Genomic DNA, 15,384 nt, shown 5'->3' on the forward strand with positions numbered 1-15,384 from the left:
TACCTAGGAAGATGTTTTGAATACCAGAAGAAAGGAGCAATCAAAGGATGCAGCTGGATAAAGACTTACAATCCGTTCAGGACATGAGAGATGCCGTTAAGAAAGCAAAAGAAGCCCAAGCAAAGTTCCAAGCTTTCTCGCAAGATGAAGTGGACCGCATCGTAAAAGCGATGGCGGATGCGGCTTATGAGAAGTCATATACGCTTGCTTCCCTCGCCGTCGAAGAAACAGGACTAGGCGTTGCCGAACACAAGGTGATTAAAAATCAAGTAGCGTCACGGGATGTGTATCAATCCATTTGCGACCAAAAAACGGTTGGCGTCATCAACGAACATAAAGATAAGAATATGGTAGAGGTGGCCGCTCCTTTTGGCGTGATCGCAGGGATTGTGCCTACAACCAACCCAACCTCCACAGCGATTTTCAAAAGCTTGATTGCACTGAAAGCGCGCAACGCGATTGTATTTAGCCCTCACCCTTCCGCAGCCCAATGTACGGTCGAAGCCGCAAACATTTGCCTGCAAGCAGCTGTTGCCGCGGGAGCTCCTGAAGGAATCATCGGCTGGATTCCGCAGCCGACAATGGAAGCGACGGAAGGTTTGATGAAGCATAAAGACGTTAATCTGATTTTGGCAACAGGAGGCGGTCCTTTGGTCAGAGCTGCCTACAGCTCGGGTAAACCGGCTTATGGTGTGGGACCGGGGAATGTGCCGGTATACATTGAGAAAACCGCCGAAATATCCAAAGCGGTTCAGCGGATTGTTGACAGCAAAACATTTGATAACGGGACGATTTGCGCTTCCGAACAAGCCGTTATTGTGGATCGGAACATCCGTGAGATGGCCGTTCGCGAGTTTAAGAACCAAGGCGCTTATTTCTTGAACGCGGAGGAGAAGAAGAAGCTGGAACCTGTCATTTCGCCGGCGCCCGGTAAACTCAACCCTAAGATCGTAGGCCGAAGTGCGCGGGTGATTGCAGAAATGGCCGGCATTACGGTACCTGCCGATACCCGCTTACTGATTGCTGAAGAAACCCGTATCGGGAAAGAGATTCCTTTTTCAATCGAAAAGCTGGCTCCGGTTTTTGCTTTTTACACGGTTGACGATTCAGTGGAAGCCGCGGACATCTGTGAACGTCTGTTGGATTTAGGCGGCAGGGGGCACACCTTAGCTATTCATACGACAAATGATGAAGTCGCCCGTACTTTTGCATTACGAATGCCGGTTTCAAGGATTGTCGTGAATACGCCGTCCGCTCTTGGCGCCGTCGGTGGAACGACCGGACTCCAGCCTTCCTTTACGTTAGGTTGCGGTTCGTTTGGCGGCAATATAACCTCCGATAATGTAACGGTTCATCATTTGATGAATGTGAAACGTCTTGCTTATGGCATCAAACATCTCGATGTCCCTAAATCGGGTACTGCGAAAGTTTCGGCAAATTCGAAGCCTGCGGCAGGCAACACGGAAGAAGAGCGGATTGAAGAAGTGGTGGGCCAAGTTTTAGCCAAGGTTGGAGCAGCAGGCAATATCGATAAGGAAACGGTCATCCAGTTAGTAAATCAAGTGATTTCACAAATAAACCCCATAAAACTTTAGGAGGAATTTACAATGACAAGAGAACTTACAGCATTGGGAATGATTGAAACAAAAGGCCTGGTTGCTTCTATTGAAGCGGCGGACGCAATGGTAAAAGCGGCAAATGTCCATCTGGTCGGCAAGGTTCATGTTGGCGGCGGACTTGTAACGGTGCTTGTTCGCGGAGATGTCGGCGCAGTGAAGGCGGCTACGGACGCAGGAGCCGCTGCGGCGCAGCGCGTTGGCGAGCTTTTATCCGTTCATGTCATCGCTCGTCCGCACAATGAGCTGGAAAGCATTTTGCCTAAGTTTGAGCTGGAAAAGTAAAAGCTGCTGCAAGATTCAGCGACTGGAAAGTGAGGTGTGCGAATCATGGACCCGCAAATGATACAGTCGATTGTTGATGAAGTGGTGCTTCAGCTCAATCAGAAAGATAACATAAATCCTGCCGTACCGATCGGCGTATCCGCACGGCATGCGCATTTGTCGAAAGAACATTTGGCGGTGTTATTTGGCGCCGGATACGAGCTGACGAAAAAGGCGGATTTATCCCAACCCGGTCAATTTGCCGCAAATGAAACGGTGCTGATCGCCGGACCAAAGGGGAGTATTGAGCGGATCAGAATACTCGGGCCCGTACGTGGAGCGACACAAGTAGAGGTAAGCCGGACCGACTCCGTTAAGCTCGGACTTCATCCGCCTCTCCGGGAATCGGGAGATATCCAAGGTGCTTCTCCCGTGACAATAGTTGGTCCTAAGGGCAGCGTTTATGTTGCCGAAGGGTTAATTGTCGCTCAGAGCCATATCCATATGACCCCTCAAGACGCAGCAGGTTACGGGGTCGTGCATGGCGAGATGGTTAGCGTGCAAACAAAGGGCCCAAGACCGGTAACATTCGAAAACGTGCTTATTCGTATTTCCGAACGTTATAAGCTGGAGATGCACATAGATACGGATGAAGCAAATGCCGCGTTTCTTACAACCGGAGATACCGGAACATTAATAAAATCAGCGGTTTCAAAGGGTTGATCATTTCATGACATTATCCATCGATAAAGCCGTCATTGAACATATCGTGAGAGAAGTTATCCAAAGTTTGCAAGCGGCGAAATCTGAACTTGTCTATCGGAAATCAAAATTGCTGATCGTTTATGACGAAAACCGTGAGCAAGATGAAGTCAAGCAAATTGCAGCGGCTCTGGAGGCCGGTTGGCATGTTATTCGGATGCCATTTCGCTCGCCTGATCTTGTATCCGCGATTAGCGATATCAAGCATGTGGTTATGCTGGATGTTAACCAGGATATATTGGTCCGGGGAGCACTAGGATTCATCGGCTCAGCACCAAACGAGCTGTTGGCAGCTGTTTTGCACAACGGCATACCGGTGACGTTGGTGCTTACCCATTCATTGGAGTGGATACTTCGGCCCGAGGGTACGGACGATGATCTTCCGGAGCCCGCCAGACGTTATAGACAGCATATTCGCAAACATAAAGACATTCTTGCTTCTTTTGGAGCCGCATTTGCCGGCTTGTCCGATTTGCAAATTGCCCCTATTGGCGGCGACCGGACCGATCATGATAACACCCAAAGCGGGAAGACGTTGTATTTTGAGCAAAAAGTACTGACCCAGGAAGATGTAAGGGTTAGCGATGTCGGCACTATTGTTGTTTCCCGGTCGACTCTCGTGACCCCATTAGCACGTGATACCGCAAGAGACAAAGGGGTAACGATTCTTGTCCAAGAATCATGAGGTGGTGAAGCCATGCAAGTTGGCACTGTAATCGGGAATGTATGGGCAACGCGGAAAGAAGATGATTTGACCGGACTGAAATTTTTATTTGTTCAACCGCAAGGGCCTACCGGGTCACCGATTGATGTTCCTTTTGTCGCTTTGGATCGAATCGGTGCAGGTATCGGGGATAAAGTGATGGTTACCCAAGGCAGCTCGGCCCGATTTGTGATTAAGGATAAAGAGCTGCCCATTGATGCCGTCATTATCGGCATTGTCGACTCTATAGATGTGGAAAGCAGGTGATCGGATTGTCCAAAGCGTTAGGTATGATTGAAACGAGAGGGTTTATCGCTTCCGTAGAAGTAGCCGATGCCATGATTAAATCTGCCGATGTAAAACTTATTAAACAAGAGCAAGTTGACGCCGGTCTTGTAGTAATTCTTGTCGAAGGTGATGTCGGAGCCGTGCAAGCCGCACTGGATGCAGGGAAAGAAGCCGCCAAACGAGTCGGGGTACTGGTTGCGGCGCATCTGATTCCCAGACCTGATGACGGGATTCATACGATTCTGGGGAGGGGCTAGTCTGTATGGCATTTAAAAGGAAGAAAATTGCCGTCATTGGCGCTGGATTTACCGGCGCTACGGCTGCGCTGATGCTGGCGCAAAAAGAGCTCGGCGACGTGGTGCTGGTCGATATCCCGAGCTTGGAGAACCCCACAAAAGGTAAAGCTTTGGATATACTCGAGGCCGGGCCCGTGCAAGGGTTTAACGCCGCGATCACAGGTACATCCAATTATGAGGATATTCAGGATGCGGATCTGGTCATTATTACGGCGGGTATGGCCCGTAAGCTTGGAATGAACCGCGATGATTTGGTCGCTACCAATGCAGGCATCATGAGAGGTGTTTCCGAACATGTAGCCAAGTATGCGCCAAACAGCTATATCCTGATATTAAGCAATCCGGTAGATGCCATGACGTATGTATGTTACAAAACGACCGGTTTCCCGAAAAATCGCGTCATCGGCCAATCCGGAGTTTTGGATACGGCCCGCTTTAACACATTTGTTGCCCAGGAATTAAACGTATCTGTAGAAGACGTTACGGGATTTGTGCTTGGCGGCCACGGGGACGATATGGTCCCGCTTGTCCGGTATTCGAGCGTTGGCGGCATTCCAATAGATAAACTAATCACTGGTAAACGTATTGACGCGATTGTAGAGCGGACACGTAAGGGGGGCGGTGAAATCGTAAACCTGCTTGGAAACGGCAGCGCTTATTATGCGCCTGCAGCTTCTCTGGTTCAAATGGCGGAAGCCATTATTAAAGACAAGAAGCGCCTGTTGCCTGCCATTGCCTATTTGGAAGGGGAGTATGGCTATCGCTCTATATACCTGGGCGTTCCAACGATCATTGGCGGAGAAGGTATCGAGAAAATACTGGAATTGCAATTAACGGAAAAAGAGCAAGCCGATCTTGATCAATCCGCCCAGTCCGTTCGTGACGTGTTGCAAATGATTAATTGATAAAAAATTGTAAAACAAAAAAGAGGCCGTTCTTTAGTAAAAGGGGAGTACCCCCGTATTTACGAAAGGAGCGGTTTCTTTGTCTTTCATTTTTCTTTCAGAGCAGTTTATTAATATATACACGTAAGGGAAATCACTGAAAAATACTAAGCAGGAGCGTGAAGGGATGTAAGCTGCTGGATGGAGTATGGCAAGATCGTCCTTTCTTGTTTACAATAGAAGTGTCGAGATTGCTTTTTATTCTAGAGCCAAAGGACCTTGTTCCATGTATGAAACTGCAGAGTTCCTTCTCATGATCGCTTCTTTTTTCCTGATAAGCATCATGTTTATCTTCGTCTACCGCTTTAGAAAGCAGCGCGGAATCCGCTGGCTGCTTGGATTGATGGCGTGCCGCCTGGTGTATGTATGCAGCGTCATTCTAGAGAAAAGTGTGCCTACGTTGGCAGAGAAGCTTTTTTTTCGCAATGTGTACCAGACAGCGGTGAATATGATGGTGCCGTTTATCATCTTATTTGTCCTGGAATGGGTATTCCGGGACAGGCCGCTGCGCATGCGATGGAAAATGGCGTTGTTGACGGCGTTTGTGCTCTGGTCGGTGCAGATGTGGCTGCCTGCCGATTGGAATCTGATCTATCACACGGTTGAGCAGGCGGACGGTTATTTGCTGATAACCCGAACGGGTTATTCACTGGCGTTTTCGATGTTGTGTTTCATGCTGATTGCCGGCTGCATCTATTTACTGGCCCAATACATACGCAATAGCGACAACGAGTTGCGGAAACCGGGTCTGTGGGTGCTGGCTCTGGCTTCTATCTTATTTGTGCTCGAAATTTTGAAATTTGTCAGCCCGCAATGGGCGTCATGGCTGCTGCCGATGACCGTGTATTGCAGCTTTTCCGGAAGCTTGATGCTGATCATTGTTTTGCGATACAAGCTTTTTTCGCTGGTTCCCTTAGCCAGAAATTTCGCATTGGACACGATACAAGAAAGTATTGTTATCGCCAATTCCGCCGGCCGGATCATCGACGCCAACAAGCAAGCTTCCTTGTGGTTCTCCCGATTGGGGATGGCCGAATTGACCGGGAAAAGGCTCGCGGAGGTGCTTTGGCAGTGGCCGGATTGGCATGCCTTGTGTGGAAATATGCAGCAGGGCAGCGTCTCGGCGGAGGTTTGGCTGGACGGAGAACGCCGCGTATACCAAGTGAATGTGTACCCGATCCGGGCAATGGGCCAGGAGAAACAAGGCAGTCTTTCGCTGCTGATCGACAGAACCGAACATCAGCGGCATCTGGAGCAGATTGCCGACCTGAACCAGTTGAAGGACCAGTTGATTACGATCGTATCGCACGATATCCGCGGACCGCTTGCCCTGCAGTATCAATTGGTTGAGCTGCTGGAGGAGGAGCGGGCTCGGTTTAGCCCCGAGCATCAGGAGATTTTGGCCCAACTGGGCAGTCAAATCCGCAATACGCTCAGTATGTCGACGAATGTGCTGGAATGGTTCCGCAGTCAGCGGGAAGAGATGGGACTTCGGCCGATGTCCTTAAACGTGGCGGATATCATGGAGGAATGCCTGCATTTGCTGCGAATACATGCCGAGACCAAGCAAGTGCGGCTCACCCATACCGTTGTTGACGGTCTGTGGGTCTATGCGGACCGCGAGGCGATCGGGCTAATTATCCGCAACTTGTTGTCCAACGCGATTAAATTTACTGAGCCGGGTGGCTTAGTTCAACTGGATGCCGGTTTGACGGAAGAAGGCAATGTGCTCATTTCCGTGCGGGACAATGGAATTGGCATCGATCCAGAGCGGCTTCGGATGCTGCTGGAGGATCAGCAGTTGCGTACCGCGATGGGTACCGCAGGGGAGAAAGGTGCAGGACTTGGCTTGTTTGTCACACGCCTGTTTATTGAGCGGAGTGGCGGGAGCTTCCGGGCCGAAAGCCGCAAGGGGGAGGGAAGTGTATTTCAATTTACAATGAAGGGAGGTCAACGGCTTGAACGTGATTCTGGTTGATGATGAGCCGGCGATGCTGCTGGCGATGAGAATGCTGTTATCCAGGCTTGATGGCGTAAAGCTTGTCAGCTGCTTTCAGACGGCCGCGGAGGCGCTTGCTTTTATAGACGATGTCGAGGTAGACATGGCATTTCTGGATATCGAGCTTAATGGGGACAGCGGGCTGGAGTTGGCACGCCGCTTGCGTGCTAAGGATGCCAATCTGGACATCGTCTTCACCACCTCGCATACGGAATTTTCGATGCAGGCTTATGATGTGTACCCGCTGGATTATATGGTTAAACCGATCTCCAGACAGCGGCTCGCCCAGACGATTGCCAGAGCGGACTCCAAACGTTTGGCTTCGGTCAGCCGCGGTATTGTTGCCGAAATCGAAAGGCTGAGCGTAAGAGGAATCGGCGGCCTGGATGTCGTCAGTAAAAAGGTAGGAGAAGTGAAGTGGATATCCAGAAAAAGCAAGGAAGTATTCGCTTATTTGCTTATTCATCGCGGGCGTCCGATACATAAGGCCCGGATCATTGAAGATATCTTTGGGCACCTGTCGATCGCAAATGCCGAATCCTATCTGAGCACGGCTGCGTATCAGCTGCGAAAAGTATTGGCGGAGCATGGCTTCAAGGAAGTCATCCATTGCTCTCAAGAGAAATATCGGCTTGATCTGGAGCAGATCGACGCCGATTTTATCCGCTGGGAGCAGGAGCTGGGGCAGCTAAAGGTGATTGACGCAACCAATGCGGCAGCGGCGGTCGAATTGGAGAAAGCATTTTCCGGCGGACTGTTTGAGGATACCGCATTCGAATGGGTGATTGCAGAGCAAGAACGATTATCGAATGTTTATGTCTCGTTTGCCGCACTGCTTGCCGGCTGGCTTTCTGACAGCGGACAATACAGAGAAGCGCTGCGGATTGCGGTCCGATTGGTGGCACGCAATGAATTCGATGAGGAAGCGAATCTGCTGCTCATTCGGTTGCTTGCGGCGGTGGGTGACCAGAAGGCTCTGCTGGAACATGAGGGGAGGTATAGACAGCTGCTGTATGAGGAATTGGGACTCCAGCCTTCGCCACGTATAGAGCAGGCCTATGCGCAAGCGCGATGCGGGTCGTAACAGGTCTGAGAGTATGTGGGACGCATAAAAAATAGATGCCGAGTCAATGTAAATTCACCCAATCCTTTACTCCACATGGGAATATATTGTAAAATATACAGCCGTCCAAGCTAAGGAGAAGGTTCTCGTGCCATCTAAACTGATCGTTTTTTGCCATTACTACAATGAGGCGTACATGCTTAAATGGTGGCTTAAGCACCATTACCAGTTGTTCGACCATGGAGTCATGATCGATTACGGTTCGACAGATACGTCCAATAAGTTAATCCGTCAGATGGCTCCAAACTGGGAAATTCGCAAATCTCGAAACAAGGTTTTTGATATCCGCGGTTGTGATGCCGAAATTATGGATTTTGAACGAGAGTTTAACTGTTGGAAAATGGTTTTGAATACTACAGAGTTTTTATGCGTTCAGAATAAAGCCGCTTTCCTCAGCCGCTTGAACAAACACGGCCATTCCATGTATAGAACGACGGGCATTTCGATGATCGATCCTTTGCGCCCAATATATAAAGATCCTAGTCCGTCTATTCCGCTTGTCAAGCAAAGACATCATGGAATTGTTCAGCTTGAATCTTTTTTTAGGGATCGGTTTATCCACAAATGTTCGAATGGGGCATATGGACCTGGCAGACATACCTCACGTAATCCAGATCAAGCTTATTTATCAGGCGCATATACACTTCATTTCAGATTTAGTCCTTGGAATAAAGAAATGATTAGACGAAAACTGTTTATTCAAACAAGAATACCCCAAAGTGATAAGGAAAAAGGATGGGGCAAACAGCACTTTGTCACAAGAACGGAATTGGAGCAAGAGTATCGTAAAATGGCCGCTAGAACAGAAGATTTGCGCAAGCGGCACGATATCCGGTGGATATTTGAATAAGCGCCTATTTGTGCGAAGAGTGAAGAAAAGACGGTTTTTACAAAGGGTTTACCGGAAAGAAGGCGCTATTCCCTACGAGGAGAGTTGAAAATGAACTATTTTTGGGAATCAGTGATTAAACCTGTTTTGGAATTATCCGGTGCAAAACGCATTGTTGAGATCGGGGCTTTTAACGGGAAAAACACAGTAAACCTGCTTAATTACTGCCGGCAGAAGGGCGGGATAGTGCAAGTTATCGACCCTCTTCCGTTATTCGACGTGCAGAAATTCAGAGCAACATATGGTTCTCATTTAATGATTTATGAATCTATAAGCCTTCAAATATTGCCTTTATTGCATCCTTATGACGCCATTTTAATCGACGGGGACCATAATTGGTACACGGTCTACCACGAATTAAAGGCCATCGAGAGCTTGGCGGTTGTGTCCGGGAAAAGGCCGCTAATCTTTTTGCACGATACCGGATGGCCATACGGTCGCAGGGATGCTTACTTCAACCCGAAACAGATCCCCGATAAGTACAGGAAACCATATGCAAAGAAAGGGATGACTCGAGGGGTAAAAGAGCTCACTGAACATGGGTTGAATTCTGATGCATATAATGCTGTTTATGAAGGCGGCACTCGCAACGGCGTATTAACCGCGGTAGAGGACTTTCTGAAACAATCCCCAATAAAATATGATTTTCACCAATCTCATGACCAGTTTGGCCTGGGGTTATTAACACCGCATAAATTTCCCCTGAAAAAGTTAATTCGTTATTTCCGTTAAAGAGAGCAGCCGCAGCTGCATCTCAACTATCGCCCGTCAACCCGCCAGGTTCGGGGTTCGCATCCATCTTCGCCCGGACGATTTCCTCATTGAGTTCCCCGCCGGTACCTCCAAGGGCTTCGGTTGAAATTGCGCCGCACACATTGGCGAACCGCAGCATTTCCAGCAATGTGAAATCGTTCAAAAATGCAAAAATAAGTCCCGCATTAAATGAATCTCCGGCTCCCGTGGTGTCAAGCGGCTTGACTGGGAACGGATCCGCATGAATCTGCCCCTGATCGGGAGTCAGCAGGGATGCTCCGCGTTTTCCCCGTTTGACGGCAACCATCCCATGACTGTGCGGCAGCAGCGAAGAAAGCCGCTCTAAGTCGGAGGTACGGTACAGATGCGTCAATTCCGTCTCGTTTGGCATAAATAAATCAGCGACTTCGGTCAGCCTCCCGATTGATTCATGATCCCACGTCTCAGAAGGATCCCACCCCACATCGAAACTGGTCGAGACACCATGGTCCTTGGCTGCCTGGAATAATGCATACCAATGTTCCCGCATTTCACGCTGCAGGAAATACGAACCGAAGTGCACATGATCCGCTTCGTCGAGTATTTCTGCTAGCGGAACAATCTCCTGATCGACCATAGCAATGGTCCCCAGGAACGTGAGCAAAGCCCGATCGTTTGCGTCGGACAAAGACACGGTAACACCTGTCTTCTTGCTTTTCGTTCTGACGATGTGCTTGGTCGATACCCCAAAATGATTCAGCCGCTCCACACAATAATCGCCGAATGGATCACAACCGACAATCGATACGAACCTGACATCAAGACCCAGCTGCGCTAGGCGGCATGCGGTAATAGCCGAAGAGGAACCCAGTGTGAGTTCAAACTGTTCAACCAATTTTTCCTTGTCCGGTTCAGGCACGATGTCGTCCCCCGAAAAAATGAGGTCCACGTTTAGTTCGCCTATTACATACACTGTTTTTGTCATAATGATCTCCTTAATATGGAAAGGGGATTGTTTTAAAATTAGTTTATTCGAAGATTAACAGATCAGCAAGGGACTATTTTTTATAGTTGCAACGGCACAATAGCTCTGAGGTTTGCTTCCGTATAAAGCGGGGGAGCTCCTTTCTGAAACGAATGAAATGGCCGAAACCTTGATCGGGGAGTCTTTGAATCTTCAAAACGGAATCTTCCTCGTAGCCAGACGCCTGATGTTGAGAATGCTCTAACGCGATCGCAGTGTACAACGCGGGTAAGTATCGTCCAAGTAACTATCCCACGGCAAAGTGCGTACTTCCTAAAGTGAAATGGTTGCTCTACAATAGGCTTGTGTTGGAACAACAACAATCATTTACAAGGAGAGATCATTCATATGGAACTTCAATTGGCACTGGATCTTGTAGACATTCCCGGAGCAAAACAAGTGGTTGCGGAAGTGGCGGAGCATATAGATATCGTCGAAATCGGCACGCCGGTCGTTATTAATGAAGGGTTAAGAGCGGTAAAGGAAATCAAAGAGGCATTTCCGTCTTTGCGCGTTCTGGCTGATCTGAAAATTATGGACGCAGGTGGATATGAGGTCATGAAAGCATCGGAAGCAGGAGCGGATATTGTTACCGTTCTGGGGGCATCGGATGATTCGACAATTCGGGGTGCTGTCGAAGAAGCGAAAAAACAAAACAAAAAAATTATGGTCGACATGATCAACGTGAAGGACATTGAAAGCAGGGCTAAAGAAATCGACGCGCTTGGTGTTGATTACATCTGCGTCCATTCCGGTTACGACCATCAGGCGATAGGCAAAAACTCTTTTGAAGAGCTTACCGCGATCAAACGTGTCGTCAAACATGCAAAAACGGCGATTGCAGGCGGCATTAAGCTGAATACGCTGCCGGAGGTCATAAAGGCTAATCCGGACCTGGTTATTGTCGGCGGCGGCATAACCGGACAAGAGGATAAAAAGGCAACTGCGGCTGAAATGAAGAGACTGGTTAGTCAGGCCTAATCGTCATGGAAACGATAAATTATGCGGCTGAAATCGTTAAGGAGCTTCATCGTTCGGTAGAACGAATTGCCGAGGAAGAAGCTGAAACATTGGCTGACTTCATTCTGCAATCCAACAAAGTATTTGTGGCTGGCGCGGGAAGATCGGGCTTAATGGGCCGGGCTTTCGCCATGCGTCTGATGCATACCGGGATAAACGCCTATGTGGTCGGGGAAACGGTAACTCCGGGCATCGACAAGCACGATGTCCTGATTATTGGCACAGGCTCGGGGGAAACAAAAAGTTTGATCCCCATGGTTCAAAAAGCGAAAAGTTTGGGCGCATCCGTTGTTGCGATCACGATTGATCCTGAGTCGACGATTGGAAGATTGGCGGATACTGTGGTGGAGCTGCCGGGATTGCCTAAAGATCAAGCAAGCGGCGGACAAGCGACGATCCAGCCGATGGCTTCTTTGTTCGAACAGACATTATTGATATTTTACGATGCTGTCATTCTCCGGATGATGGACAAACTGGGATTGGACTCCGACCGGATGTACGGCAGGCATGCCAACCTGGAGTAAGTCAAATGTACTGAAAGTCCTCGCTGCTCTTGGTGAGGACTTTCATTCATACATGAAGCCATGTGAAGTATTTTCAGTCATCGCCTTGGGCGAAAGACCTTCGTCAACCCCTCCGGTTTCCAAACAGAAAGTATATCCTTTTATCTACTGTAGTTACTTATGATATACTATCAAGGAGGGGATGACGATGGCGAACGAGGTAAAAGATCGAATCGATTTAATGGCGATTAACTGTGAGAAGGAATTGACATTGGCCTTAATAGGAGGCAAATGGAAATTAATCATTTTGTGGCATCTCGGGTTGGAAGGAACCAAACGGTTTAGCGAACTGAAAAAATTGATTCCCCATATTACGCAAAAAATGTTGACCAATCAATTGCGCGAATTGGAAGAGGATCATTTGGTATTCCGTAAAATATATCCCGAAGTTCCGCCCCGGGTCGAATATTCCTTGACGGATCATGGTGAAAGTCTCATGCCAATCTTGAAAATGATGTACAACTGGGGAAAAGATTATGGGGAACAATTCATATGGAAAGACGGACGGGCTTGCCAGGAAAGCAAGTTGGCCGATGCGAATGGACAGATTTGCAAATCGATCCAGAACTAAATCGGCGCCACATTTTATGTAACTATAATGTTAGATATTGACTAAGAAGCGGTTGCTCCCGGTCCGTGTGCCGAGGACAACCGCTTTCTTCGTTTAATATTAATGCGCAAGGCCAGCATGGTCTTCATATCGTCTTGGGCGTTGCCGATCAGTTTCAATCCGAATTTTTCGATTAATACGTTTAAGACGCCTTGGCTTACGAATTCCGGCCGCTTGGGTCCGATGCGGATGTCTTGAATGCCCAAGCTGAACAAGCCGAGAAGAATCGCCACCGCTTTTTGCTCGAACCAGGACAGGACAATGCTCACCGGCAGTTCATTGACGCTGCAACAGAATGCATCCGCCAACGCTAGGGCAATTTTTACGGTTGATCCGGATTACCGGAAGTTATTCGGCGATTTTGACCGCTTCAAACAAGCCAAGCTTGTCAACTTTGACCGTCAACACGCCGTCCGTATAACTGAAAGGCAGCGCTTTGCCGGATACAAGGCTTGTCACCGATGTTGGCTCGGACGGCTGCGGCACCTTCACTTCCACGTCGGAGAGGGTAACCGGCTCATAAAACGTCACGCCAAAATGTCCGGTTCCGTTGACCAGATGAAGCAGCTTAGCCGGCTGATCCGTCTGCTGGAATAATGTCGCTTCCACCATCGGGGAGAGATTGCCTTGAATCGGCGTGATCCCGGCCACATGCTCCAGCAGATCGGCGGCGAAATCGCTGGTGTTTGTGTAGCCTTGGCGGTGGAACAGCTCTCCCGGCTTCCACGGCATGTAAATGCCTTGTCCTTGCCCGTAGCTGTGCACCGTAAAACCGGGATTGTCGGTAACCTGGGTGTAATAACAGCGCTCAGGCGGGCCAAACATATGGGGCGGAATCATCTGGAAATAAGCTTCGGTATCGGCGTTGTAATCGGCGAACACGTATGGGCCGTCCATGTAGATCAGATCGGTGACCGGAAACCGCGGGAACCGCTCTTTATGATCCAGCTTGAAATAAGCGGAACGGTTATCCTCACGTACGAGGCGAACCGCTTCAATGCCCAGACTTTTCAGCGGAATGTCCTTGCGCGGACGGTATTGTTCGTCCGTAAGTCCGCTGCGGCAGGTCGCAATGACCGTACCGCCGGCGTTTGCGAATGCGTCAAGCCTTGCGGCAAGCTCATCGCTGAGCGGCTGATAATCCGGCACAATGATCGCTTTATATTTGTCCCAGCTGAGGTTGAGCGCATTTTGTGCCATCAGTGTGTCAAACATGTAATGCTGTTCCGTCAAAAAGCGGTACCAGCCGCGGAATTCTGCTTGATTGGCGCCGGGGCCGTTCAGCAAAGCGACAGTGGAGCAGGAAGTGACATGCTGATATTCGCGTTCATTGGCCGCATGGTAATGAAACATTTCTTTAATGCCCTCATAACCCGATTGGTCCTCATGGTTATCGAGCCGTCCGATCAGGTAGTAATCGAGACCGCCGCCATTGGCGAGATTTTGCGCGAGGCGCAGCTTCTGTTGAGGCGGGGAAACGGTCACATGCCGGTGATAATAATCGATAAAGTCTACGGTCGTGTTGCTCGAAACCATTGCCGGGTAAGAGCTGACGACCCATTTGGTGTTGTCGGAGGCGCTGTACTGCCAATGCGGCAGCGGGCGGTCAAGCGCAGTGTTTGATTCTTGGCGGACCATACCTTCCTTCAGCTCGAAATTGTTGGCGATCATGATATCCGGACGGGCGCCAAGAATCACCTTGTACATTTTTTCCGCGTATTCACTTAATGTTTTTTGTTTGAACACTTGGTACTGCCGGAATACCGGATCATTCATATCCTCGCGTTTAGGCAGCTGGGCGCCAAACATAGCCGCAAATTTGCTTTTGCAGCTGTCGCATTGGCAAATGCCGTGGTAGTTGTAACTGTAGTCCTTGACCTGATAACCGCCCATATTAAAAAAGATGCCGTCAAAGTCGAGCTCCGTAATCGCTTCTTCGATAATTTGCGGCGCATAATGCTGCTGGTAGTCGCCGTTTAAGCACACATGAATATCGCCGTTATAATCGATGATGTTGCCTTCGGGCGAAATATACGCCCATTCCGGGTGCGTTTCGTAGATCGGCCTGCGTACTTTGGAAAAGTCCGTTCTTGCAACAACTTTAATATCCGCTTTGTGGCAAGCGGCGATAATCGTCTGCAGACTGTCTCCGGTCAAATAAGGACTTTGGAAATGAAACGGCAGCTTGGTCGGATAACTGGCGATAATGCCCGCCGCGTTAATCATCACTACATTCGCTTTAAAAGCTTGCAAATCGTTCACGAACTGCTCCGCATTAATATCCAGCATGTCAATTTCACGCAGATTCGTTTGAATCTGCCGCCAGGGGCGGTTATGCCACCACTTGGTTTCAGATCTGCTCATTACAGGAAACACCTCCGAATGGGAATGGGATTTACTATGCAATACATTACATCAATCGCTGCTGGCGTATAATAGACAATTTTTGTGGCAGCGCCAGCCTTGCCGATACGGCGGGAAATTGTCCCAAACCGCTCTATACAGCCAAGTTCGCCACCACTGGTCATCCAATGATTTCCTGTCTTGGAAC

The 15,384-nt window shown here is 49.1% G+C and carries 15 protein-coding genes and 2 pseudogenes; 14 read left to right on the forward strand and 3 right to left on the reverse strand.

Annotated features, from left to right (window positions below; genetic code table 11):
- Positions 1 to 47: 47 nt before the first annotated feature.
- From EYB31_RS18775 to EYB31_RS18825, 11 genes and pseudogenes are all read left to right on the forward strand, one after another.
- Positions 48 to 1,595: an acetaldehyde dehydrogenase (acetylating) gene (locus tag EYB31_RS18775; protein ID WP_131014950.1), complete on the forward strand. Its 1,548-nt coding sequence runs from the start codon at positions 48 to 50 to the stop codon at positions 1,593 to 1,595.
- Positions 1,596 to 1,607: 12 nt separating this feature from the next.
- Positions 1,608 to 1,901, forward strand: coding sequence for an ethanolamine utilization microcompartment protein EutM (eutM, locus tag EYB31_RS18780; RefSeq protein WP_131014951.1), 294 nt, complete (start codon positions 1,608 to 1,610; stop codon positions 1,899 to 1,901).
- 45 nt (positions 1,902 to 1,946) lie between these two features.
- Entirely contained in the window at positions 1,947 to 2,603 is a 657-nt protein-coding gene (locus EYB31_RS18785; RefSeq protein ID WP_131014952.1) for a phosphate propanoyltransferase, read from the forward strand.
- A gap of 7 nt (positions 2,604 to 2,610) precedes the next feature.
- Positions 2,611 to 3,327, forward strand: a complete 717-nt coding sequence (locus EYB31_RS18790; protein ID WP_131014953.1) for a hypothetical protein — start codon at positions 2,611 to 2,613, stop codon at positions 3,325 to 3,327.
- A 12-nt stretch (positions 3,328 to 3,339) separates the two neighbouring features.
- Positions 3,340 to 3,612 carry a EutN/CcmL family microcompartment protein gene (locus EYB31_RS18795; RefSeq protein ID WP_131014954.1) on the forward strand — a complete coding sequence of 91 codons (273 nt, stop codon included), beginning with the start codon at positions 3,340 to 3,342 and terminating at the stop codon, positions 3,610 to 3,612.
- A gap of 5 nt (positions 3,613 to 3,617) precedes the next feature.
- A pseudogene (locus EYB31_RS18800) lies at positions 3,618 to 3,878 on the forward strand (BMC domain-containing protein); the annotation flags it as partial.
- A gap of 17 nt (positions 3,879 to 3,895) precedes the next feature.
- On the forward strand, positions 3,896 to 4,834 hold the full coding sequence (gene mdh, locus EYB31_RS18805) for a malate dehydrogenase (protein WP_131014956.1): 939 nt from the start codon (positions 3,896 to 3,898) through the stop codon (positions 4,832 to 4,834).
- A 265-nt stretch (positions 4,835 to 5,099) separates the two neighbouring features.
- Entirely contained in the window at positions 5,100 to 6,851 is a 1,752-nt protein-coding gene (locus EYB31_RS18810; RefSeq protein WP_165452481.1) for a sensor histidine kinase, read from the forward strand.
- Complete coding sequence (locus tag EYB31_RS18815) at positions 6,838 to 7,956, forward strand: response regulator (RefSeq protein WP_240762608.1); 1,119 nt, start codon at positions 6,838 to 6,840, stop codon at positions 7,954 to 7,956. The genes EYB31_RS18810 and EYB31_RS18815 overlap by 14 nt, the downstream gene beginning before the upstream one ends.
- 175 nt (positions 7,957 to 8,131) lie before the next feature.
- Positions 8,132 to 8,845 carry a glycosyltransferase family protein gene (locus EYB31_RS18820; RefSeq protein WP_165452482.1) on the forward strand — a complete coding sequence of 238 codons (714 nt, stop codon included), beginning with the start codon at positions 8,132 to 8,134 and terminating at the stop codon, positions 8,843 to 8,845.
- A gap of 90 nt (positions 8,846 to 8,935) precedes the next feature.
- Positions 8,936 to 9,616, forward strand: coding sequence for a class I SAM-dependent methyltransferase (locus EYB31_RS18825; protein ID WP_131014960.1), 681 nt, complete (start codon positions 8,936 to 8,938; stop codon positions 9,614 to 9,616).
- Positions 9,617 to 9,638: 22 nt separating this feature from the next.
- Here the strand turns inward: EYB31_RS18825 and EYB31_RS18830 are convergent, their stop codons facing one another.
- Positions 9,639 to 10,601 carry a carbohydrate kinase family protein gene (locus EYB31_RS18830; protein WP_131014961.1) on the reverse strand — a complete coding sequence of 321 codons (963 nt, stop codon included), beginning with the start codon at positions 10,599 to 10,601 and terminating at the stop codon, positions 9,639 to 9,641.
- Between the two features lie 387 nt (positions 10,602 to 10,988).
- On the opposite strand from EYB31_RS18830, the gene hxlA reads away from it, so the two are divergent.
- The 3 genes from hxlA to EYB31_RS18845 all read left to right on the forward strand — a co-directional run bounded on the left by hxlA (position 10,989) and on the right by EYB31_RS18845 (position 12,794).
- Complete coding sequence (gene hxlA, locus EYB31_RS18835; protein WP_131014962.1) at positions 10,989 to 11,621, forward strand: 3-hexulose-6-phosphate synthase; 633 nt, start codon at positions 10,989 to 10,991, stop codon at positions 11,619 to 11,621.
- Positions 11,622 to 11,626: 5 nt separating this feature from the next.
- Positions 11,627 to 12,184 (forward strand): 6-phospho-3-hexuloisomerase, encoded by a 558-nt coding sequence (gene hxlB, locus EYB31_RS18840; RefSeq protein WP_131014963.1) that lies wholly within the window; start codon positions 11,627 to 11,629, stop codon positions 12,182 to 12,184.
- A gap of 187 nt (positions 12,185 to 12,371) precedes the next feature.
- Positions 12,372 to 12,794 (forward strand): winged helix-turn-helix transcriptional regulator, encoded by a 423-nt coding sequence (locus EYB31_RS18845; protein WP_131014964.1) that lies wholly within the window; start codon positions 12,372 to 12,374, stop codon positions 12,792 to 12,794.
- Between the two features lie 41 nt (positions 12,795 to 12,835).
- On the opposite strand, the pseudogene EYB31_RS18850 reads toward EYB31_RS18845, so the two are convergent.
- Positions 12,836 to 13,171 (reverse strand): annotated as a pseudogene (locus EYB31_RS18850) (hypothetical protein); the annotation flags it as partial.
- A gap of 10 nt (positions 13,172 to 13,181) precedes the next feature.
- Positions 13,182 to 15,197 (reverse strand): alpha-amylase family protein, encoded by a 2,016-nt coding sequence (locus tag EYB31_RS18855; protein ID WP_131014965.1) that lies wholly within the window; start codon positions 15,195 to 15,197, stop codon positions 13,182 to 13,184.
- Between the last annotated feature and the right edge of the window lie 187 nt (positions 15,198 to 15,384).

Origin of the sequence: Paenibacillus thalictri, assembly GCF_004307995.1 — a bacterium.
Taxonomy (GTDB): Bacteria; Bacillota; Bacilli; order Paenibacillales; family NBRC-103111; genus Paenibacillus_AF; species Paenibacillus_AF thalictri.